The organism is Intestinibaculum porci (assembly GCF_003925875.1).
In the GTDB taxonomy this organism is placed as follows: Bacteria; Bacillota_I; Bacilli_A; order Erysipelotrichales; family Coprobacillaceae; genus Intestinibaculum; species Intestinibaculum porci.
Genome location: NZ_AP019309.1, coordinates 309,080 through 329,662, shown reverse-complemented (window position 1 = coordinate 329,662; position 20,583 = coordinate 309,080). Strand labels below are relative to the sequence as shown.

The window sequence follows — 20,583 nt, the reverse complement described above, 5'->3', positions numbered from 1 at the left end:
TATGTCAACTTTTAACTATTATACAAATATTAATACGAGATTAAAGCTTCTTTGATTTTTTCTGCGATCAAGGCGTATCCTTCTTCATTGACATGCAGCGAATCAACATAATATCTTCGCGCCACCTGACCATCATAAAATAAAGAAAACAAATCCAGATAATGATAAGGCAGCTGTGATAAAAGAGTATTAAGAGCCTGGATCATTTCATTCGTGCGAATGCCTCGATTCATCGTATGCATATCAATATGCGTGTGATCACAAGGCAAGAGAGAACACAGAATGATGTCGCAATCCGGGCACGCTTTTTGAATCATGGCGAGCGTTTCCTGAATCGTCGTCGCAATCGCTAGCGGTAAGCGTTTATTGTATTCGTTAAAATCATTAGTCCCTGCCAAATAAATAAGGCGTTTAGGCTTTTGCCTGATCACATCCGGGATAAACGCTTTTAATTCTAATGTTGTATACCCCGCATATCCCCTATTGATCGCCTCTTTGAAAAAGTAATCTAAAGGGAAAAATTCAATAATAGAATCGCCAAAAAAGATTGTTTTATTCATTAATAGCCCTCCTTAATGCCGTTACTTTTGATAATGAAACACGTTCGTAATTGTTGTCTAAATAGGCAAAGCTGACATGCTGCCCTGAAGTCGTTGGATCATTCACGAATGCGCGACAGGAGGCATGCACCTGCGTGATCCCAATCTCTTTAAAGGCCTGGACATTTTCTGCGCTAATGCCTGATCCAGCTAAGATTTCCACGTCATAAGATAAAAGCGCTGCGAACGTCTCAAGGCCATCAATAGCCTTAGGATAACCGCCGCTTGTTAAAATGCGATCAACGCCTAAATTCGTTAGTATTTTCGTATTTTTTAGCAGGTTGTCACTCACATCAATAGCCCGATGAAAGACGGCTTCTTTATGATACCTGTGAATAAGCGTAATCATTTGACGAATTTTGGGAAGATCCAGACGAGCATCTGCCTGTAAAAAACCAAAGGCTAAGCCATCAGCGCCGTGTTCTAACATGAGCTTCGCATCAAGCATCATTTGCGCAAATTCCTCCCTGCTATAACAGAAACCCGCCCCACGGCAGCGGACCATCGCGATCACTTTTAAACCTGGCAGTTTTTTCGTTAAAATGAGAGATCCTAAACTTGGCGTTAACCCGCCTAAATAAAGCGCACTATTGAGTTCAACGCGGCGTGCGCCGCCCTGATAAGCAATCAGGGCATCTTCATAGCTCCCGCAACAGATTTCTAATTCCATAATCCTTTCCTTTCTCAAAAAAACAGGCGCTAGGCCTGCTTAATGGTCACTTTGTAGTTGTTATTTAAAGCCTGAATATGGGTGGTGATTAATAAGGAAGCCTGTTTATAAGCTCTTTGGTAAAGGCCATTTTGAATAGCTTCTTTTTTGGCTTTGCCTTTTTCTTTCAAGGCAAAGGCTTTATAATCACTGACACTGATACTATTGAAGATATTATTCTTCTCATCATAGACTTTAATGCTTTTTTCACTGATCGTATTTTCTAGGACTTTCACTTTTGGTAAAGTCACGGTAATCCGTTTATTACTAACAGATACTTTCGCATCACTTAAATCATAGCCGGCTTTTATATCCCCTTCATAGGTTAATAAGAAAGATTTTTCCGTAAACGGAATGGTCCAGCCATTGAGTTTTAAAGAATTGGTGAACTTCCCGACTTTTGTATAATGATAATCTGATGTCGCTAACTCCGAAATGGAAACCAAGGCATTTTTTACAGTTGTATCACTGACCTTTGTCCCATTACCGCGATAATGCGTTTTCGCATACATGACGCCAGCGAAAAAGATGACAGCCACCAGAATGACGGTGATGACAATACTTTTGATATTACGTACAAATTTTTTCATATCCTCACATCCTTGATGGCATTATACCTAGAAACACGTTATTTCACAATCATTTGGATCGCAATTGCGCCCGGTCCGCCATGGGTAATAAAGACTGGTGATAATTCGATAATTTCCATTTCTGTCTGTGGGAAAGCTTCTCTTAATAATGCCTCATAACGTTTAGCTTTCTCTAAATCACCAGCATGGGTAATGTAAATCTTATAGCGCTCATCAACCCCGCGTTCACTAAAGAATTTAATAACGGTTTTGAGAGCTCCTTTTTCGGTTTTCTTAATTGCAAACTTTTCTAATGTTTTGCCATCTTCGCTTAATTCTAAGACGGGCACAATCTTTAACATGCCCCCGACTTTCGCCGCCATCGGCGATAAACGGCCGCCTTTCTTTAAGAATTCAAAATCTGCCGGAATAAGAAAAGACTTGGTATCGGCAATATGTTTATGAATGGCATTGATAATCTCCTGCGTGGAAGCGCCAGCATCACGCATCTGAATGGCTAAATCAACTAAATAACGATGTGGTCCACACAGGGTCATGGTATTAATCACATGGATGGCATCGGCATGATCCATACTGTTTTTAGCAGCTAAGGTTGAGGCATACGTGCCTGATAAGCCATCGGCCATATTTAAAACAATCATCTCTTCATCAGGATATTTTTCAAATGTCTCCATCGTTTCCCCAATAGGCGGCTGAGAAGAAGACGGCATCCCGCCTTTCTTGATTTCTTCAATAAATGCCTCGGGCATGATATCGACATATTCTTTATATGTTTTCCCATTGATTGTGACACTTAAAGGTAATAAATCGATGTCGTGGGCTTTTGCCTCTTCTGGTGTATACATTGCACTCGTATCTGTAATAATTCTCATGTTAAGACCTCCGATCCACACTTTCCATTCCTAAACTATCAAATATAGACATTTATGTCAATACATTTAGTATTCAACACTAGATGAATTGACAAGTATTCTTTTATGATGTATGGTGATGGTGGTGATGATTAATGAGTGAAAAATCTATACATTTATTACGCTGGGAAGAAATCCCGGACTTTCCTCTTTATATGGACCAGGTCATTAACCTGGTTGAAAGCAGTCTCTCTTTTATGAAACTCGATGACGATGATAAGATCGTAACGAGTACAATGATCAATAATTATGTCAAAAGTAAAATCGTGAGCGCTCCCATTAAGAAAAAATATGTGCGTAACCATGTTGCTTACTTTATTGTAATATGTCTTTTGAAAAAGGTCTATTCTTTAGAAGATATTTCCAAATTAATTAAGGTTCAGTTTGACCATGCGCCAACAGCCATGGCTTATGATCAGTTCTGTGATGTCTTTGAAGAGCTCTACCGCGGCGTAGATGAACCGCATGACTATACTGTCTCACTGGAAATCCAGAATTTATTTCGCAAAACCATTATGTCAGTTGTTTATACAATTTCGGTCGAACAGGCAATTCATAACGAAAAGACGATTGCGGAAGTGAAAAAAGAAGAAGAAAAGAAGCGTAAGAAAAAAGATTAGGCATTCCCTAATCTTTTAATTATGGCTGAATTTATCAATCACTAAGATCTCTGGATAAATATCCTTAAAGCTTTTGTGATCAAAGATCTTCGCCTGCATCATTTTTTCCCGTGCTTCATTTAACGTTTTCCCGCGATAGCTGTATTCCTCGTCTAAGCTTAAGCGTTTGGCTTTAAAGTTGATCTTCTTTTTCGGGCAGAGATAGACATGTAAAAGATAGCCTTTCTTCTCTTTCTCCCCCTGCAGGATATAAATATGCGAAGCATATTGCATGGTCCAGTTAATTTGTGTGGTTTCCTTAAAATCTAAAAAATCTTTCTCATTCATAAGGCCATTATATAAGAGAAAAAGAGCTTAGACAAGCTCTTTTAGTTATTGACATGATGATGGTAAACATGCGGACTGTTTTCCAGGGTTTCAAATTTATAATGATGTTTCTTATAATATTCGATAATCGCTGGTAAAGCTTTGACTGTCGTATGTTTAGCTCCCGTATCATGCATTAAGATACATAAGTTGTTGGAATATGTTGAAGTGCCGTTAGCGACTAATTTCGCAACCGGAACATTATTACCAGAGGCATCGGTAGAATCTAAGTTCCAGTCAACATACTGGTACCCTTTCTTTAAGACATCTTTCGTTAATTTGGTCATAATGCCATTAGCGAAATGTCTTGAAGCGGTATTCGAAGAGCCGCCTGGGAATCGTAAGACTGGTGAAGTCTTGCCTGTATATTTCTTAATGACAGCTTCAATCTTATCTAAGTCATCGAAATACGCTTTTTCACTGCGATAGATACTAAACTTATGGGTATAAGAATGGGCGGCAATGAAGTTGCCCTGATCATGAGCCTGCTTCATATATTTGAAATAGCCAGGTTCCTGGGCTGTCACAAAGAATGTTCCTTTGACTTTATACTTCTTTAAAATCTTTAAGATTTTTGGTGTATTTTGTGAAGGTCCATCATCAAAAGTTAAGTAAACAACTTTTTCTTTCATTAATTTTTCTAAGTCGACAACTTTCACTTTTGTACTTTCACTTGTCACATTACCGGCTGCATCTTTCGCCTTATAGGTAATTGGATAGGTGCCAGCTTTATTCAGTTTGACCGCTTTACTGTCAACCGTTAATTTCACTTTTCCAGCAGCGTTATCTTTAACGCTCACACCTTTGGTGTAATCTGGTTTGCTATTTAAATCAACGGTTAAGGCGCTCACGCCCGTTAAGGTAGGTTTTGTATGATCCACAACTTTTACCGTTGTTGTATAGTCATGTCCTTTGACCGTTACAGTGATGTTATGTTCGCCCACGGTTTGTAACTGCTTCGCTGTTAATCCATTTTTAATGGAAGCTTTGTATTTATCATTTTTCACAAAGTCTTTCACCTTTAATTTTGTTGTGCCTGCTTCTATTTCAACACCTGATTTCAATGGACTTGAAAAGAAGTTGAAATAAATCACGTAACCACATGTAATAATCAGCGCGACAGCCACAATCACGATGATGATATTTCTGGTATTATGTGGTCTTTTGTACTCATGTAGGTTGTATTTATTCTCCATAGTTATCACTTCCCGTGTCGAATCATACCATCTTACTATCTTAAACACAACCAAAAAACATGGATTTAACGTATAATTAAGTAATTGTTAAGATTTTGTTAAGAAAAAAAGCATCCCATTTAAGAGATGCTCATCCCGCTATTTTCCAGTGTAGCCAACAACTGCACCTTTGAAACGTTTTTGAATCCATTTCTGCGTTGATTTTGATTTTAAGACTTTCACTAAGGCTTTAATCTTTTTTTCATTCTGATTGCCCTTCTTAACCCCAATGATATTAGCATAGGTAGAAGCAGCCTCAGAATCGGCTTTTTCTAAAGCTAAAGAATCTTTTTCAACACTGTAACCAGCATCTAAAGCGTAGTTCCCATTTAATACCACGAAAGCAACTTCCTTATTGACACGTGAAACCTGGGCAGCTTCTAATTCTTTGAAATCAATCTTCTTAGGGTTAGAAGTAATATCTTTGGTTGTCGCATTGATGCCGGCACCCTTCTTTAATTTGATGATACCCTGATCCTGTAATAACAATAAAGCACGCGCTTCATTTGTCACATCATTAGGTACTGCCACAACATCCCCTTTAGCGATCTTCTTTAAAGACTTCTTAGTACCTGGATAAATACCAAATGGTTCATAGTGGATCTTCCCAGCAGAAACGATATCTGTTTTGTTTTCTTTATTAAAGTTTTCTAAGTATGGGGTATGCTGGAAATAGTTGGCATCAAAATCGCCATCATTCACAACATTATTAGGCTGTACATAATCAGAATATTCCGTCACCTGTAAGTCATAACCCTGTTTCTTTAATTCTGGTTTGACATGTTTTAAGATAATCGCATGTGGCGTTGGTGAGGCAGCCACCTTGATCACTGTATTTTCACTCTTTGATGAGCATCCGGTTAATGCTCCTAATGTTAAAACGCCGGCTAATAAACTTCCTAATACTTTTTTATTCATTCTATGAAATCTCCCTTTAATTAATAATCTTTATTATATTGATGAATGTATCTTAGATACACATGTCTCCTTTACTCATAACGATCACCCTTTCCAAATCCCACGTAATTCCTATGTGGTTTGTGGGTTTATCATAATCCACTTATATCTATTTGTCAATCTTATAACCATCATTCTATTATAAGAATTACCTATATCAGGCTATTAAGAAGAGAATAAACGCGATGAATACGAAAAAAAAGAAGAAATGCCGAGGCATTCCTTCTAGAACGAATCCGCGATGCGGCGTGCTTCAATGGCCCGTTCACGCGCTTCTTTCGCTTCTTTCTCTAACTGTTCTGCTTCTTTTTCACGCATTTCCGCTTCTTTACGCGCTAAGATCTTTGCCCGATCCCCCGCTGGTAAAAGAATGGTATCCGCAATATTCTTCATTTCATCATAAGAAGCAGCTCTAAAGACATAAATATGATCCCCCATCGCTTCTGCTAAAGCTTTAGGCACATCGGTTTCAAAACTGATGTTATCTCTAAAGAGATCATACAATTCCTGCGAGCGGTATGCATAGCCTTTCGAATTACGACGGCCGGCATAAGCCACCCAGTGTTTACGTTTGATCTCATAGTAACATGTATCATAAAGAATCATGTCTGCCCAGATCGTATACACATCTATGTCGTAACATAAGTTCATCATTTCTGGAATATAAGCACCTGGGGCACGCATATTGACTTCTAATCCTAATAAGTCCCCCTTCTTGCCTAATTCCGGATGATCTTCCTCTAAGCGCATGAATTCAAAATGGAAGAAACGGCCATAGGCTTTAAAAGCCTGAACGGTCGCATTGCCGACGGTGTAAATATCCTTGCCTTCCACTTCCTGAGAGTAGAACAATGTATCTTTCTGTTCATTGACATTATCCATGACCTGATTGACCATCACATGAGAGGTACAGACTAAGATCTTGCCCTTAGAATCCGTGATGCCTTCAAAGGTTTCTACCCGACCAGGGATACATACTTCACAAATATAAGAGATATCTTTCTGCTTATTTGCATAGAAATCAATGAAGTCTTCATCACTGGTGAGTTTATGCGTATCACTCGCGCCCATCCCATTATCCGGTTTCACAACCAATGGATAGCCATGATCACGGGCAAACTGCAAGCCCTGATCTAAAGACGTTAAGACGATGTAAGGTGCCACTGGAATATTGGCTGACTTATAAACATCTTTCATCTTCGATTTATAACGTAATGGTCCCATCGCTTCATACTTAGGACCGGTATTGACATTAAAGTCACTGCGTAAATGCGCTTCTAACATCAGCCAGTATTCATTTTCTGACTCAATCCAGCTGATGCGGCCATATTTACTAATATAGAAAGCCACCGCTTTATAAACATCATCATAGTTTTCTAATGATTTGACATAGTAATACTCATTGAGTGCATCTTTCGTCTGCTGGGAAATATTGTCATAAGGCGTATCACCGATCCCTAAGACATTAACGCCCCGCTTTTTCAGACGATCACAGAAGTTATAGTAGTAATACGGAAAATGTGGCGAAATAAAAATTACATTCATATCATGGTTCCCCCTAATAGTAAAACTTAATCACGTAAGATATGCGCTAAGAAGTATGGCAGCTGAATACGCCACCAGTTCCAGTCATGATTGACATCATAACCCCAGAAGTCAATCCAGGCAGGAATATCTTTCGCATCGAACAATTCGCGCATCCGCGATGCAGAACGAATCATTTCCTCTTCCCAGGCTCCCTGCCCGCAGCAGAGAATGATCTTGCAATGACGATATTTTTCAGCATATGGATGATCATAACTCATGCCATTAATATATTCTACCGGCGAATTGCGATAGAGAATATCATTATGGTAATCGCCAAAGAAGAGATCACTATCATAATACCCACTTAAAGCAATACATCCAGTAAAAATTTCTGGATTTCTTAACATGAAATTCAGGGCGTGGGAAGCACCCAGGGAACAGCCTGTGGTATAGATGCCATCGGCATAGTCCCCGCCATTGGCATTGATTTCAAAAATTCTTGGCACCACTTCATTCACAATATAATAATAGTACTGTTCGATGATATAGCAGCGATGTTCATTGTCTAAATTGCTGGGACTCCAGCCTTCTTGATCCATTGAGTCCACGCAGAATAACTGGACTTCTCCCTTTTCAATCCATGGGGCAATGACATCCACCATCCCCTGATTTTCATAATCATAGAAACGCCCATCCTGCGTTGGGAAAACGAGGAAAGGACGGCCGCCATCACCATAAACCTTGAAGGCCATATCTCGTTCCAGGCATTGGCTATATTCTTTATAATATTCGACTTTCATAGCTCCTCCTATTTCGTGCACTCGTTAATAAACGAGCGCACTTCCTGCATTGTTTTAAATTTCGCCACATAGCTAGTATCCCCCAAAGCATCAGATAAGACGGCTGGCACATGTTCCACCATCACCAGCTGATCCTGATACTTATACTTAATTTCACGACTCTTATAATGATATTTCCCATTATTGCGACGACCTACATTGACCCCATAATAATCACGCTGCGCTTTTTGCGTGGTGGTATCATCCTGAATCATCTGGGCATACATCTCATATAAGTCAACATGATGAATATAGTTCATCACTTCTGGAATATGACCGCCCGGTAAGCGCATGTTCACTTCCGAGACAACTAAATCTCCTTTATGATAACCGGCACAGTCTTTCTTTAAGCGAAAACATTCAATATGGAAGAAACTCCCTTCACTAGGAAAAAGACGTAAGATCTTTTGCCCTAATTGTCTTAAATCCTTAGGTACATCTTTTTGGATAATGGAAACACTGGTCTTTTGCCCATTAACAATATCCATTAACGGTGTCGGAAAAATCATACTGCTGTCAAATAAGACATCACGCTTACTGTTACATAAGCCATCGTATGTTTCGACAATGCCGTCGACATAATCTTCCATAATATAATTATAATCATGAATCTCCCCAAAGAAATGCGCTAACTCTTTTCCATTGTGGATCTTATGCACATGCATGGCACCCATCCCATTATCCGGCTTGAGGATGAGCGGATAATGATGGTGCTTCGCAAAGGTTTTGGCTTTACGAAAAGTGGTGACCATTTCATAAGGAGCGGTGGGAATCTCTTCCTTAATAAACAAATCCTTCATAACCGATTTGATTTTCACTTCTTCAATGGCCTCACCGCGAATGCCTCTGGCAATATTGAAATCATCACGCAGTTTTGCTTCACTTTCTAACCAGTATTCAATATTGGACGCAATAAAATCAATTCGGCCATACTTATAAATAAAATAAGCCGTCGCTTTCATCAGATCATCATAATTTTCTAAAGAAGGCAAATACTGGTATTCCTGAAAGCTGTCTTTCATTTCCTGATTCATTTTTTCAAGAGGTGTATCCCCGATTCCTAAAACAGTGATTCCCTTTTTCTTGAGGGCATCGCAAAAGTTATAATAATATTTAGGAAATGTCGGAGAAATATACAAAAAATTCATCAAATCCACCTCTCTTTCTCCCATTATAACATTATTTTGATTATCATTGTGTATTTTTCTTTGTCAATGACTTAGCAGTTAATAAATTTATTTGTCAGTTTTTATAATTTATTTAGCACTCTATGCTTGACATTGCTAATGAGAGGACTATAATGAAGGTGTACTAAGAAAAAGAAAGACGAGGCGTTGATATATGAGATATTTAACAGGATTTGATGATTTATTTAATAATTATTTTGATGATGATTTCTTCACACCAAAGCGTAACGATGTGATGAAATGCGATGTCAGAGAAACTGCTGATCATTACGCTTTAAGTATTGCATTGCCTGGTTATAAAAAAGAAGATATTCAGATGCATTTAGATCATGGCTATTTATATATTGAAGCGAAAGCCCATCAGGAAAACAAAGAAGAAAAAGATGGCAAGATCATCCGTCGTGAAAGATACACCGGTGATATGAAACGTAGTTTCTATGTCGGTGATGCTCTTAAGGAATCAGATATTAAAGCATCCTTTGATCAGGGTGAATTGAATATTATTATTCCTAAGAATGTAAAACACGAAGAAGAAAAGAAGTATATTGACATTTTATAATCCCCTATATGAAAAAGAACTAAGTTTTCACACTTAGTTCTTTTTCTTATTGGATCGCTTTACGATGCTGATGAAGCGGTAAGGTAATAGTAATGCGAGTCCCTTTGCCAAAAGTAGATTCTAAATGAATATGGCCATGGTTATAAGCCGTCACATGTTTGACAATCGCTAAGCCTAAGCCGGTTCCGCCTTTGGCGCGAGAACGTCCTTTATCCACGCGATAAAAACGTTCAAAGACATGTTTCTGATCCTTTTCCGGGATGCCAATCCCATTATCTTCCACTTCCATCACCATATTCTCATTCTCTTTGTAAATGCGGACAAAGATTTTACCGCCTGGATTATTGTACTTGATGGCATTCGAGATCAGGTTGCTTAATAAGGTAGAAATTTGCTGGTGATTGCCAACATAAGTCATATCTTCGACTTCTTTTTCGATGGTGATATTTTCCTTCACCATCATTCCTTCATAGTTTTCTAAAACATCATCCACGCAGGTGCGCATCTTCATTGGCACCAGTTCCACCATCAGATCATCGTTATCTAATCTTGATAACATGAGGATATCATTGATCAGGTTGGACATATTCGTAACCTGGGTTAATATTTTTCTTAACATTTCCTTTTCCTGCTCTTCATCAGTGATGACGCCAGCAAGTAATAATTCCGAATAGCCGCGAATGGATGTGATCGGTGTTTTCATTTCATGAGAAACGCTCGAGAAGAAATCCTCACGCATCTGTTCACTCTTTTTCACCGCGGTGACATCGACAAAGAATAAGGCAATGCCAAAAGGAAACTTCGAGATATAACATTTATAGTAGTTGTGATGGATCTTTAATTCGATCTTCTCACGATCGTGAGTGGAAGATAAAGCTTCAATCAGATTAGGATAATCGACATAATCTTCCAAGTGATCTTTCTCTTTAAGGTCACCAATAATTTTAATGGCTGATTTATTAATGGAAAGAATATCATGATGTTCATCAAGAAGGATAAATCCTTCTTTCATCCGATCGATGATATCATCGATCTTCTTTTGTTCAAATTTCGTTTCGCGCATAGATTTTCGTAAGCGATGGGATAAATCTTCAATCGTGTTCATAATATGATTGAATTCCTCATAAGGGTATTCATGCAATTCAAAACGATAATCATCACTCATGTTACGTAAAGAATCATCGATTTCCCGTAATGGTCTGGTGATCAGACCACTTAAGAAACGGGCCAAGAGAATAGAAATGGCAAACGCTAAGGCAAAACTCGCCGCTAAAGCAGGAATCAGAGAAGGCAAATACTCACGCACGCCGCCATAGTGAACACTTAAACGTAAAACATAATTGTTGTGGAAATACGCCACATAAAGCATTCGTTCACTCGTCGTATCACTCGTACGCACCGAAAAGCCGGTATGAGACTTGCTGTAAATCGCCTGATGCACTTCCTGACGATTTAAATGATTGGCTGAAATATAACGGCGGTATGTATCAGCCACGACTTTGCCTTGGTGATTAATAATTGAAATACGTGTCTGCTTGCCATCTAAGGTAATCCGCTGCAGATGATCAACCTGTTTTGATAAATCTTTATGGAAATCAATGTTGTCATCCATCAGTTTAACAGCATAGATCATCTCCCGCTGGGTATGATTGAGTTCACTTTGTGAAATGAGTAAAAAGCTGGTTAATGATGTGATCGCTAAAGACAATAAGAGGACAATGACGAATGACTTGATAATAGCTCTCGTCATTCCTGCTTGTCCTCAATGTAACGATACCCGACACTGCGGATTGTCTTAATATATTTGGATCCATCATCATTCAGCTTCGCACGCAGAGAGCGAATATGCACATCCAAAGCGCGTGATTCGCCGACAAAGTCATAGCCCCAGATACTGTTGAGCAGTTCCTCTCGTTCGACCACACGGTCGCGGTTTTCTACCAGATATACTAATAACTGATATTCCTTATGGGTGAGTTCTAACCGCTTGTCATTGAGTAAGACAATATGTTTGGCCTTATCAATTTTTAAAGTTGGGGTCTCTAACACCTTGACAGTTTTCTTCGTCCGTCTAAGCAGTGAACGTACTCTGGCCGAAAGTTCGAGCACGCCGAAAGGTTTCGTCATATAGTCATCACAGCCGCTATCTAAGCCACGGACCTTATCGATTTCTCGATCTTTGGCCGATAAGACCATAATCGGCATCGATGTATTGGTTTCTCTGATTTTCTTTATTGCGGAGATGCCGTCAAGTTCAGGCAACATGATATCAAAGATGGCTAAATCGGGGGGATTTTCATGAATCGCCACGATGGCATCGATGGCGTTATCAAAAAGGGTAATTTCATAGCCACTTGACTCTAAAGCCAGTTTGACAATCTCCTGAATATTTTCATCATCTTCGATGACAAATACACGTTCATTCATAAATGTCACTTCCTTGTCTCTATTGTACCATATTATCTTAACATGACCTTTAGAAACATCTTAATTTTATGTTTATTAAGTTAAGATTACGTTAAGAATGACATTCATCCCTACTGTACGTCTTCCAGCTTTCCGTTTGTCATAAATTCTAACCACTCATAAATATTCGTGGCATGATCGCCCGCCCGTTCTAAATGTTTGGCGGTCATTAATAAATCAATCGCTTCATCGACATCAATGGTATTCTCTTTTAACGCCTTAATCAGTTTATCCTTTACATCGTAATAGTAGGTATCGACCTGATCATCCATCTTCGCGGCGACTTTCGCCGCGTCTAAGTCTCGGCCGACATAAGCGTAAAGGACATTATGGATCATCACCTGAGTGGTATTAAATAATGGCACTAATAAGTCAGCTTTGGTATAATGACGACCTTCAGATAACAGCTCGCATAAATCAGCGACCTGATCACCGATTCGTTCCAAATCCGTGACCACTTTTAAATCCGTCGTAATCACTCTTAAATCCGTTGCCACTGGCGCTTCTCTTAACATCAGATGGAAACAGAGGGCTTCAATTTCTCGTTCGTTCGCATTGATTTTCGTATCTTTGTCAACGACTTCTTTAGCCAGTTTGACATCACCATTTAAGAAGGCTTCTTTCGCCCTCTTAATGGCTTTTTCAACACGATTACCCATCTTGACGAGTTCCACGTCAAGATTGCGTAATTCTTCTTCATAGTTTGATCGCAGAGTCATAAGCTTATCCAAACCTTCCTGTAATATAATCTTCGGTACGTTTATCTGAAGGGAATGAGAAGATCTTTTCTGTTTCTCCATATTCGATAATCTCGCCCTGTAAGAAGAACGCCGTATAATCGGCGATACGTGAAGCCTGCTGCATATTGTGAGTGACGATGACGATTGTATAATGATCTTTTAGCTGCACTAACAGTTCTTCGATCTTCAAGGTTGAGATTGGATCTAAGGCACTGGTTGGTTCATCTAGTAAAATGACCTCCGGATGAACGGCGAGACAGCGAGCAATACAAAGACGCTGCTGCTGACCGCCAGATAATCCTAAAGCTGATTTCTTTAAAGTATCCTTGACTTCGTCCCATAAAGCCGCCTGCTTTAAAGATTCTTCAACAATTTGATCTAGCTGATCTTTGGCTTTGATGCCATGGATTCTTGGGCCATAGGCAATATTGTCATAAATTGACATAGGGAAAGGGTTAGGCTGCTGGAAAACCATCCCGACTTTCTTTCTTAATAAAGTCGTATCCACTTTAGGATCAAAGATATCTTCATCATCTAAAGTGACTTTACCTTCAATGCGCACCCCTTCATTAAAGTCCTGCATGCGGTTTAAAGTTTTTAAAAAGGTTGACTTCCCACATCCAGAAGGACCGATAAAAGCGGTAATTTTATGTTCCTGAATCGTTAAGTTGGTATTCTTTAAAGCATGTTTCTCACCATACCATAAGTTCAGGTTTTTAATATCCATTTTTGTGTTCATGATTTATTTCACCTTGTTTACATCAAATTTTGTAGAAATCCATTTGGCCAATGCATTCATTAAGAGAATGATGATAATCAGAATCATCCCGATTACGAAAGCCTGACCATATTGCGCATTACTCATACGCATATACAGATCAATCGTTAAGGTTCCCCCACTTTCAAATAAGTGCGAGAAGAAACCGCGGGGCATAAAGTAACCAGAACCAGCGGTAAATAAGAGAGCTGCAGATTCGGCAATGATACGTCCCATCGCCAGAATGACACCCGTTAAGATGCCGGGAATTGCACTTGGCAAAATCACTGTACGAATCATATACCACTTTGTTGAACCCATCCCCTGGGCTGCCTCACGGTAACTTTTTGGCACACATTCCAAAGCCGTCTGGGTATTACGAATAATAATCGGTAAGATTAATAAGGTTAAAGTCAGACAGCCAGTGAGAATCGAATACTGTAACTGTAATAACTGCCCAAAACAGATCATCCCAAATAACCCGAAGATAATCGAAGGAATCCCAGATAAAACTTCGGAAGTAAAGGTAATGACATTGACAACCTTCTTATTGTTTGCATATTCATTTAAGTAAATCGCGCCGCCAATACCAATTGGACAGGCTAATAATAAGGTACCAATAATAATGTAAAGCGTATTAATAAGCGAACCTAATAATCCATTAGGATGGAACAGTTTTGACTGCGCCACTAATAGGTTACTGAATTTAAAATGCGGGATCGCTTTTGCAAAAACATAGATGATAATAAAGACGACCAGCGCGCAAGAAAGGATGGCGCAAAGATAGATGAGCGATTTCATAATCACATCACTTGGTCGAGCATGTTTTTGCATGAGGGTTGTATGTTGACTACTTTCCATCTTCGGCTCCTTTCTTCATGATGCGCTGTAAAACAATATTGATGATCATGATAAAGATGAATAAAACTAAACCAATCGTAAATAACACCTGACGATGCAGGCCGCTGGAATAAGACATTTCAGAGACAATCGCGGTCGTTAAGAAACGGACTGAGTTAAACGGTAACGGTAAGTTAACGCTGTTCCCCGCGACTAACAGAATCGCCATTGCTTCCCCGATCGCTCTGCCAACACCTAAGACAATCGCTGATAAGATCCCGTTTTTAGCGGCAGGAATCACAACTTTGAAAATCGTCTGAATCTGCGTCGCTCCTAAGGCTCTTGAACTCATACGTAAGTGCTGAGGCACGGCATCAATGGCCGTTGATGAGACATTGATTAAAGTTGGTAAAATCATAATGACTAAGACTAAGATCGCCGCAATTAAGTTGGATCCTCCCGTAAACTGATGAGAGGAATCATGAGCGAAGATGAGCTTTTCTAAAGAATACATGGCGGGGTTAATAATCAGAATCCCTAATAAACCATAAATAACGGAAGGAATCCCGGCTAATAACTCAATAGCGGCTTTTAAGATGCGTTTTAAGCGTGGAGTGCACAACTCACTTAAGGCCACCGCCGTTAATATACCAATTGGGACACCAATTAAAACAGCAAAGGCAGTCCCGACAATAGAGGTTAAGATAATGTAGGCAATCCCGAATTTCCCCGCGGTTGGTTCCCAAACCGTATGGAAAAGAATTTCGGCGGGACCGACTTTGAATAAAGCCGGTGCGCCAGAATAAATCATATACCCGGTGATGGAAACAACTGCCACAACCGAAACGGCTGCGCAGATCGCAAAGATCACGGCTGCCGCTTTTTCGGTTGCGGAGCGACTACTGCGCGAACCAAAGACCGAAGTATTTTTAGTCACTGTTGTATCTAAATGCATACTATTACTTCTTTGCACTGATTAAGCCCACCTTTTTCAAGATCTTCTGGCCTTCATCAGAGTTGACATATTTGAAGATTGCCTGGACTTTTTTATTCTGTTTTGAGATTGCCCCTTTCGTTGCCATAACAAATGGACGAGATAATTTATAAGTACCAGCTTTGATGTTTGATTCTGTTGCCTCAACACCATTAAGTTTTGCTGTTTTGATTGTGTTATCAACGGCGTCTAATGAAACATAACCGATTGCACCGGTTGTTGATGCACATTTTGCTACTACGGCACCAGTGTTATCAAGTTCCTGTGCATATTTACATTTGTTTTCCACCTTTAATAATTCTTCAAAGGCTGCACGTGTACCAGATGCTGATTCACGGCCGATGACAACGATCTTTTCATCCGCGCCGCCAAGCTGTTTCCAGTTAGTGATCTTACCCGTATAAATATCCGCTAACTGTTTTGCAGTAACGTTATTGACTTTGTTTTTCTTATTTAAGGAAATAGCGATCCCATCGATAGCGACCACATTTTCCACTAAGCCTTTCTTCTTTTCAGCTGGCGTTAAAGAACGTGAGCTATCCGCGATATCACACTGCCCATCAATTAAAGCCTGCAGTCCAGCTGATGAACCAGTGAACTGTGTTTCCACTGTCATATCAGGATATTTTTCCTTAAAGCCTTCGCCTAAAGCTGTCACATATTTTTCCATTGAAGTAGAACCGTTTAAGGAAACTTTACCAGATAAGCTTTCTCCCGAGCTACTTGTAGAGCCTCCTTTGCAGGCTGTTAACGATAACGCAGCCGCTAAAGCTAAACCCATAGATAATACTTTTTTCATAAATTTATTTCCTCCTGTCGTATGTACTTTTCCTTTCTTCGACGACTCCCATTATAGGAATCACCTTATGGGTTAAATAGCATGCTTATGTAAATTTGAATGAATATTAAGTTAAAAGTATTAAGAAAAAATGCGAATGTAAAGATAAGGTAAAATTATCGGCTTTTAGAATCAAATGATCGTTTACTATGTAAAGGAACGTTAAAGTTTTCTCATGGTTATGGATATGAAAAGATAAAATTTACACATCGGAGAGATTTTCTTGCATTAAAATGTACATCCGTTACAATAATTTTGGTGATATAAATGGAATACATGAGATTTAAAAGAAAATTTGGACGCGAGATTAGTTTTGCCCGTTCGGCTCTTTTCGTTGTCATTTCAGCCTTGATCATGGCTGTCAACATCAAAACATTCGTCCGGGCAGGCAACTTAGTCCCGGGCGGAATTACCGGGCTGAGCTTATTAGTCCAGCGAACTTTAATGAAATTTGCTGGGATCCACATTCCTTATTTTCTGATCAACATTTTACTTAATGCGATCCCCGCTGCCATTGGTTTTAAGTTTATCTCTAAACGATTTACCACTTTCAGTGTCTTAATGATCGTCCTCAACTCCTTTATGGTTGACTTGATCCCTTCCTATAAAATTACCACTGATCCTTTATTAGTGGCCGTCTTTGGCGGGCTGATCAATGGCATTGCGATCTCCATTGCCTTAAAAGGACGCGCTTCTTCCGGCGGCACTGACTTTGTGGCCGTTTATCTGAATCGTAAGTTTAATATTCGTTCATGGAATATTATCTTAGGTTTTAATGTCTGCATCTTATTAATTGCGGGCGCCTTATTTGGTTTTGAAGCCTCCCTTTATTCAATTATTTTCCAGTTCGTTTCAACCCAGGCCATTAACACGTTTAATAAAAACGATCATCAGATCACAATGTTTATTGTGACCAACAAACCTGATGAAATCGAAAAAGAGATATACAGTCAGACCAACCATGGGGCTACTCGCTTAAATGCCCAAGGCTCTTATAAGCATGAAAACCGGACAATGATCTATACCGTTATCTCAGAAGATGAACTGAATGATATGACCAGTAAAGTCATGGCGATTGATCCTCATGCCTTTGTCAATGTGACCCAGTCGATGGCCGTTAAAGGCAACTTCTATCAGAAGCCATTATAAAAAGGATCCCTTAAGAGATCCCTGATCTTTGTTTTAAACGACGGCGACGCCTTTCCCTGGCTAAGCGCCGTCTTCTTTTTTGTTCATTGCGATACACCCGACGGGCTCTTCGTAAAAAATCAAACATCGTCGGTAATAGACATAAGCCCATCACTGCTGGCATCCAGCCCAGCAGTTTTAATTTTGTGGTAATGACATAGGTCTTACGATAAGAGCTATCAAAGTAAACCATATAGGAAGACTGAATCAGACCAATCGCAAAAATCAGCAGGACCAAAGCGCCCGCAAGATACAGTAAGATCTTTGCTTTATAGGTCAGTTTTCTGCGTTTTGCCATGGCTTGTCCTCCTTTTTGATGTACTCTATCATTATATCACAGCCACCGCAAACAAAGTGCAAAAAAACTGCGCTTTTACACGCAGTTCATTTTTAGAATAAAGCTTTCGCGATGATACGCGCTTTAATGACGCCTTCCTGTTTTTCAATCGCTTTGGTGATATCTTCGCTTAAATCATTCGTATCAATGATCGTATAAGCATAGTCGCCACGTGCTTTGTTCACCATGTTTTCGATGTTCATATCTTTCTTCGCAATCGTCCCAGCGAACTTCGCTAACATATTAGGAATATTCTTATGGATGATACATAAACGATAAGTTGTTGTACGTGGTTCCACAACTGTTGGGAAGTTAACAGAGTTACGGATATTCCCGTTTTCTAAGAAATCCATTACTTCTTCAACTGCCATGGTAGCGCAGTTTTCTTCTGATTCTGGTGTCGAAGCCCCTAAATGCGGCATCACAATCGCATTGTCTGTATGGGCTAAAGCTTCGGTCCCAAAGTCTGTGATATAACGCGCTACTTTGCCTTTCTTTAAGGCATCAATCATATCATCAGTATTGACTAAGGCATCACGTGCAAAGTTCAAGACATGGACGCCTGGTTTCATTTCATTGATCGCCTTCGCATTGATCATGTTCTTCGTTTCATCATTAGCTGGCACATGAATAGTGATATAGTCTGCTTCCTGGAAGATTTCATCCTGGCTTGCTGCTTTCTTGACCCATTTAGAGAGTTTCCAAGCCGCATTGACAGAAATATAAGGATCATAACCAATGACATTCATACCTAATTTAACTGCTGCATTAGCGACTGCCACACCAATAGCCCCTAAACCGATAATCCCTAATGTCTTACCTTCGATTTCTGGACCGACAAACTGTTTCTTGCCGGCTTCGACCTGCTTGCCAAAGTCATCGCCCGTTATTGTTTTAGTCCATTCGATCCCTTCCAGGACACGTCTGGAAGAAAGGAATAAAGAACATAATACGAGTTCCTTAACGGCATTGGCATTCGCCCCTGGAGTGTTGAAAACAACAATCCCGCGATCTGCGCATTCCTTCACTGGAATATTGTTGGTGCCGGCACCAGCGCGAGCAATAGCCTTTAAGTTTTCTCCCATTGGATAATCATGCAGCTTCGCACTGCGGACTAAAATCGCATCTTCATCAGTGATCTCATCACCAACTTCATAACGCTCATCAAATAATGCTAATCCCTTGTTAGAGATTTTATTCATTGTTTTAATTTTAATAGCCATGATCTTCTCCTTATTTATTTTCTTCTGCGAATTTCTTCATAAAGTTCACTAAATATTCAACGCCTTCATAAGGCATTGCATTGTAAATAGAAGCACGGATACCGCCAACTAAACGGTGACCTTTTAAGTTCGTCATTCCCGCTTCAATAGATTCTTTCACAAATTTCGCATCTAAATCTTTATTCGGTGTGGTGAAAGCCACATTCATATTAGAACGAGAACCTTTTTCAGTTGGATAGTTATAGAAATCACTCTGATCCAAGTAATCCTGCAGTAATTTTGCTTTCTTAATATTACGTTTTTCCATTGCTTCCAGGCCACCCTGGTTTTCAATCCATTTCATTACTAAGCCAGCCACATAGATCGCATAGGCTGGTGGTGTATTGTACATAGAATCTTTTTTGATCATCGTATCGTATTCAGATAATACCTGGATATCAGGACGATGTGGTTTGACTAAATCTTCTCTAATAATAACGATCCCTAAACCAGCGATCCCCACATTCTTCTGAGCCCCAGCATAGATCAAGCCGTATTTTGTCACATCAACTGGACGTGATAAGAAATCACTAGACATATCCGCTACTAATGGTGCCCCTTTAGTATCCGGTACATAATTCCATTCGGTCCCAAAGATGGTGTTATTCTGGCAGATATGAACATAATCAATATCATCACGGATATCTAATTCATCCTGCGTAGGAATATGGGTATAGTTATTGTCTTTGCCATCATAGGCAATATGAACATCGCCAAACTTTGCAGCTTCCTGAGCGGCCTTCTTAGAGAAGTTGCCTGTCACAACATAGTCCGCGCGTCCTTTCTGTAATAAGTTTAAAGCAAGCGTCCCAAACTGCTGGGTTGCTCCGCCATGTAAGAATAAGATTTTATAGTTATCAGGGATATTTAATAATCTCTTTAAAGTTGCTTTGGTTTCATCAAAGATAGCCTGATATGTGGAGGATCTGTGACTCATCTCCATAACACTCATGCCTGAGCCTTTATAGTTAAGCATCTCGTCGCGTGCTTCTTCGAGCACTTCTACCGGCAGCATAGATGGGCCAGCACTAAAATTGTAAACTCTTTTATCGGTCATTTCAT

General features: G+C 39.7%; 23 protein-coding genes. 3 read left to right on the top strand and 20 right to left on the bottom strand.

The genetic code is table 11. The annotated features are described in order from the left end of the window. Window positions 1-29: 29 nt before the first annotated feature. The 4 genes from SG0102_RS01605 to SG0102_RS01590 are packed head-to-tail and all read right to left on the bottom strand — an operon-like array spanning window position 30 to window position 2,770. Window positions 30-560, bottom strand: coding sequence for a GDSL-type esterase/lipase family protein (locus tag SG0102_RS01605; protein WP_125118332.1), 531 nt, complete (start codon window positions 558-560; stop codon window positions 30-32). After that, a complete protein-coding gene (locus tag SG0102_RS01600) occupies window positions 553-1,269 on the bottom strand; it encodes a copper homeostasis protein CutC (RefSeq protein WP_125118331.1) in 717 nt (238 codons plus the stop codon). The genes SG0102_RS01605 and SG0102_RS01600 overlap by 8 nt, the downstream gene beginning before the upstream one ends. A 29-nt stretch (window positions 1,270-1,298) precedes the next feature. After that, window positions 1,299-1,898, bottom strand: a complete 600-nt coding sequence (locus tag SG0102_RS01595; protein WP_125118330.1) for a DUF4230 domain-containing protein — start codon at window positions 1,896-1,898, stop codon at window positions 1,299-1,301. A gap of 38 nt (window positions 1,899-1,936) precedes the next feature. Then, window positions 1,937-2,770, bottom strand: coding sequence for a DegV family protein (locus SG0102_RS01590; RefSeq protein ID WP_125118329.1), 834 nt, complete (start codon window positions 2,768-2,770; stop codon window positions 1,937-1,939). Between the two features lie 134 nt (window positions 2,771-2,904). Here SG0102_RS01590 and SG0102_RS01585 point away from each other — a divergent pair, with 134 nt between their 5' ends. Further along, window positions 2,905-3,429, top strand: coding sequence for a DUF1836 domain-containing protein (locus SG0102_RS01585; RefSeq protein WP_125118328.1), 525 nt, complete (start codon window positions 2,905-2,907; stop codon window positions 3,427-3,429). Between the two features lie 15 nt (window positions 3,430-3,444). On the opposite strand, the gene SG0102_RS01580 is transcribed toward SG0102_RS01585, so the two are convergent. From SG0102_RS01580 to SG0102_RS01555, 6 genes are all read right to left on the bottom strand, one after another. Next, window positions 3,445-3,756: a hypothetical protein gene (locus SG0102_RS01580; RefSeq protein ID WP_125118327.1), complete on the bottom strand. Its 312-nt coding sequence runs from the start codon at window positions 3,754-3,756 to the stop codon at window positions 3,445-3,447. A 41-nt stretch (window positions 3,757-3,797) separates the two neighbouring features. Next, on the bottom strand, window positions 3,798-4,991 hold the full coding sequence (locus tag SG0102_RS01575; RefSeq protein ID WP_125118326.1) for a polysaccharide deacetylase: 1,194 nt from the start codon (window positions 4,989-4,991) through the stop codon (window positions 3,798-3,800). A 138-nt stretch (window positions 4,992-5,129) separates the two neighbouring features. Next, window positions 5,130-5,948, bottom strand: coding sequence for a MetQ/NlpA family ABC transporter substrate-binding protein (locus SG0102_RS01570; RefSeq protein WP_125118325.1), 819 nt, complete (start codon window positions 5,946-5,948; stop codon window positions 5,130-5,132). A gap of 264 nt (window positions 5,949-6,212) precedes the next feature. Next, window positions 6,213-7,532 carry an ATP-grasp domain-containing protein gene (locus SG0102_RS01565; RefSeq protein WP_125118324.1) on the bottom strand — a complete coding sequence of 440 codons (1,320 nt, stop codon included), beginning with the start codon at window positions 7,530-7,532 and terminating at the stop codon, window positions 6,213-6,215. Window positions 7,533-7,558: 26 nt separating this feature from the next. After that, a complete protein-coding gene (locus SG0102_RS01560) occupies window positions 7,559-8,314 on the bottom strand; it encodes an esterase family protein (protein WP_125118323.1) in 756 nt (251 codons plus the stop codon). Window positions 8,315-8,322: 8 nt separating this feature from the next. Next, window positions 8,323-9,501, bottom strand: a complete 1,179-nt coding sequence (locus SG0102_RS01555; protein WP_125118322.1) for an ATP-grasp domain-containing protein — start codon at window positions 9,499-9,501, stop codon at window positions 8,323-8,325. A 193-nt stretch (window positions 9,502-9,694) separates the two neighbouring features. Here SG0102_RS01555 and SG0102_RS01550 point away from each other — a divergent pair, with 193 nt between their 5' ends. After that, window positions 9,695-10,099 (top strand): Hsp20/alpha crystallin family protein, encoded by a 405-nt coding sequence (locus SG0102_RS01550; RefSeq protein WP_125118321.1) that lies wholly within the window; start codon window positions 9,695-9,697, stop codon window positions 10,097-10,099. 46 nt (window positions 10,100-10,145) lie between these two features. Here SG0102_RS01550 and SG0102_RS01545 read toward each other — a convergent pair whose 3' ends face one another. From SG0102_RS01545 to SG0102_RS01515, 7 genes are all read right to left on the bottom strand, one after another. Then, window positions 10,146-11,849 carry a sensor histidine kinase gene (locus tag SG0102_RS01545; RefSeq protein ID WP_125118320.1) on the bottom strand — a complete coding sequence of 568 codons (1,704 nt, stop codon included), beginning with the start codon at window positions 11,847-11,849 and terminating at the stop codon, window positions 10,146-10,148. Next, on the bottom strand, window positions 11,846-12,526 hold the full coding sequence (locus tag SG0102_RS01540; RefSeq protein WP_125118319.1) for a response regulator transcription factor: 681 nt from the start codon (window positions 12,524-12,526) through the stop codon (window positions 11,846-11,848). The genes SG0102_RS01545 and SG0102_RS01540 overlap by 4 nt, the downstream gene beginning before the upstream one ends. 110 nt (window positions 12,527-12,636) lie before the next feature. Then, window positions 12,637-13,284, bottom strand: coding sequence for a phosphate signaling complex protein PhoU (phoU, locus tag SG0102_RS01535; RefSeq protein WP_157982945.1), 648 nt, complete (start codon window positions 13,282-13,284; stop codon window positions 12,637-12,639). 4 nt (window positions 13,285-13,288) lie between these two features. Next, window positions 13,289-14,044: a phosphate ABC transporter ATP-binding protein PstB gene (pstB, locus tag SG0102_RS01530; protein WP_125118317.1), complete on the bottom strand. Its 756-nt coding sequence runs from the start codon at window positions 14,042-14,044 to the stop codon at window positions 13,289-13,291. A 3-nt stretch (window positions 14,045-14,047) separates the two neighbouring features. Continuing rightward, complete coding sequence (gene pstA / locus SG0102_RS01525; protein WP_179951181.1) at window positions 14,048-14,923, bottom strand: phosphate ABC transporter permease PstA; 876 nt, start codon at window positions 14,921-14,923, stop codon at window positions 14,048-14,050. Further along, window positions 14,913-15,875 carry a phosphate ABC transporter permease subunit PstC gene (gene pstC / locus SG0102_RS01520; protein WP_231999838.1) on the bottom strand — a complete coding sequence of 321 codons (963 nt, stop codon included), beginning with the start codon at window positions 15,873-15,875 and terminating at the stop codon, window positions 14,913-14,915. The genes pstA and pstC overlap by 11 nt, the downstream gene beginning before the upstream one ends. Further along, window positions 15,862-16,695 (bottom strand): phosphate ABC transporter substrate-binding protein, encoded by an 834-nt coding sequence (locus SG0102_RS01515; protein ID WP_125118316.1) that lies wholly within the window; start codon window positions 16,693-16,695, stop codon window positions 15,862-15,864. Before SG0102_RS01515 ends, pstC begins: the two co-directional genes overlap by 14 nt. Window positions 16,696-17,010: 315 nt before the next feature. Here SG0102_RS01515 and SG0102_RS01510 point away from each other — a divergent pair, with 315 nt between their 5' ends. Continuing rightward, complete coding sequence (locus SG0102_RS01510) at window positions 17,011-17,883, top strand: YitT family protein (protein WP_125118315.1); 873 nt, start codon at window positions 17,011-17,013, stop codon at window positions 17,881-17,883. 10 nt (window positions 17,884-17,893) lie between these two features. On the opposite strand, the gene SG0102_RS01505 is transcribed toward SG0102_RS01510, so the two are convergent. The 3 genes from SG0102_RS01505 to serC all read right to left on the bottom strand — a co-directional run bounded on the left by SG0102_RS01505 (window position 17,894) and on the right by serC (window position 20,578). After that, on the bottom strand, window positions 17,894-18,220 hold the full coding sequence (locus SG0102_RS01505; RefSeq protein ID WP_125118314.1) for a hypothetical protein: 327 nt from the start codon (window positions 18,218-18,220) through the stop codon (window positions 17,894-17,896). Window positions 18,221-18,312: 92 nt separating this feature from the next. Then, a complete protein-coding gene (locus SG0102_RS01500) occupies window positions 18,313-19,482 on the bottom strand; it encodes a 3-phosphoglycerate dehydrogenase family protein (protein WP_125118313.1) in 1,170 nt (389 codons plus the stop codon). 10 nt (window positions 19,483-19,492) lie between these two features. After that, a complete protein-coding gene (gene serC / locus SG0102_RS01495; RefSeq protein WP_125118312.1) occupies window positions 19,493-20,578 on the bottom strand; it encodes a 3-phosphoserine/phosphohydroxythreonine transaminase in 1,086 nt (361 codons plus the stop codon). Between the last annotated feature and the right edge of the window lie 5 nt (window positions 20,579-20,583).

Bases quoted from the DNA above. Each gene is read 5' to 3' on its own strand.
- SG0102_RS01605 (WP_125118332.1), bottom strand. From the start codon at position 560: ATGAATAAAACAATCTTTTTTGGCGATTCTATTATTGAATTTTTCCCT.
- SG0102_RS01600 (WP_125118331.1), bottom strand. From the start codon at position 1,269: ATGGAATTAGAAATCTGTTGCGGGAGCTATGAAGATGCCCTGATTGCT.
- SG0102_RS01595 (WP_125118330.1), bottom strand. From the start codon at position 1,898: ATGAAAAAATTTGTACGTAATATCAAAAGTATTGTCATCACCGTCATT.
- SG0102_RS01590 (WP_125118329.1), bottom strand. From the start codon at position 2,770: ATGAGAATTATTACAGATACGAGTGCAATGTATACACCAGAAGAGGCA.
- SG0102_RS01585 (WP_125118328.1), top strand. From the start codon at position 2,905: ATGAGTGAAAAATCTATACATTTATTACGCTGGGAAGAAATCCCGGAC.
- SG0102_RS01580 (WP_125118327.1), bottom strand. From the start codon at position 3,756: ATGAATGAGAAAGATTTTTTAGATTTTAAGGAAACCACACAAATTAAC.
- SG0102_RS01575 (WP_125118326.1), bottom strand. From the start codon at position 4,991: ATGGAGAATAAATACAACCTACATGAGTACAAAAGACCACATAATACC.
- SG0102_RS01570 (WP_125118325.1), bottom strand. From the start codon at position 5,948: ATGAATAAAAAAGTATTAGGAAGTTTATTAGCCGGCGTTTTAACATTA.
- SG0102_RS01565 (WP_125118324.1), bottom strand. From the start codon at position 7,532: ATGAATGTAATTTTTATTTCGCCACATTTTCCGTATTACTACTATAAC.
- SG0102_RS01560 (WP_125118323.1), bottom strand. From the start codon at position 8,314: ATGAAAGTCGAATATTATAAAGAATATAGCCAATGCCTGGAACGAGAT.
- SG0102_RS01555 (WP_125118322.1), bottom strand. From the start codon at position 9,501: ATGAATTTTTTGTATATTTCTCCGACATTTCCTAAATATTATTATAAC.
- SG0102_RS01550 (WP_125118321.1), top strand. From the start codon at position 9,695: ATGAGATATTTAACAGGATTTGATGATTTATTTAATAATTATTTTGAT.
- SG0102_RS01545 (WP_125118320.1), bottom strand. From the start codon at position 11,849: ATGACGAGAGCTATTATCAAGTCATTCGTCATTGTCCTCTTATTGTCT.
- SG0102_RS01540 (WP_125118319.1), bottom strand. From the start codon at position 12,526: ATGAATGAACGTGTATTTGTCATCGAAGATGATGAAAATATTCAGGAG.
- phoU (WP_157982945.1), bottom strand. From the start codon at position 13,284: ATGACTCTGCGATCAAACTATGAAGAAGAATTACGCAATCTTGACGTG.
- pstB (WP_125118317.1), bottom strand. From the start codon at position 14,044: ATGAACACAAAAATGGATATTAAAAACCTGAACTTATGGTATGGTGAG.
- pstA (WP_179951181.1), bottom strand. From the start codon at position 14,923: ATGGAAAGTAGTCAACATACAACCCTCATGCAAAAACATGCTCGACCA.
- SG0102_RS01515 (WP_125118316.1), bottom strand. From the start codon at position 16,695: ATGAAAAAAGTATTATCTATGGGTTTAGCTTTAGCGGCTGCGTTATCG.
- SG0102_RS01510 (WP_125118315.1), top strand. From the start codon at position 17,011: ATGAGATTTAAAAGAAAATTTGGACGCGAGATTAGTTTTGCCCGTTCG.
- SG0102_RS01505 (WP_125118314.1), bottom strand. From the start codon at position 18,220: ATGGCAAAACGCAGAAAACTGACCTATAAAGCAAAGATCTTACTGTAT.
- SG0102_RS01500 (WP_125118313.1), bottom strand. From the start codon at position 19,482: ATGGCTATTAAAATTAAAACAATGAATAAAATCTCTAACAAGGGATTA.
- serC (WP_125118312.1), bottom strand. From the start codon at position 20,578: ATGACCGATAAAAGAGTTTACAATTTTAGTGCTGGCCCATCTATGCTG.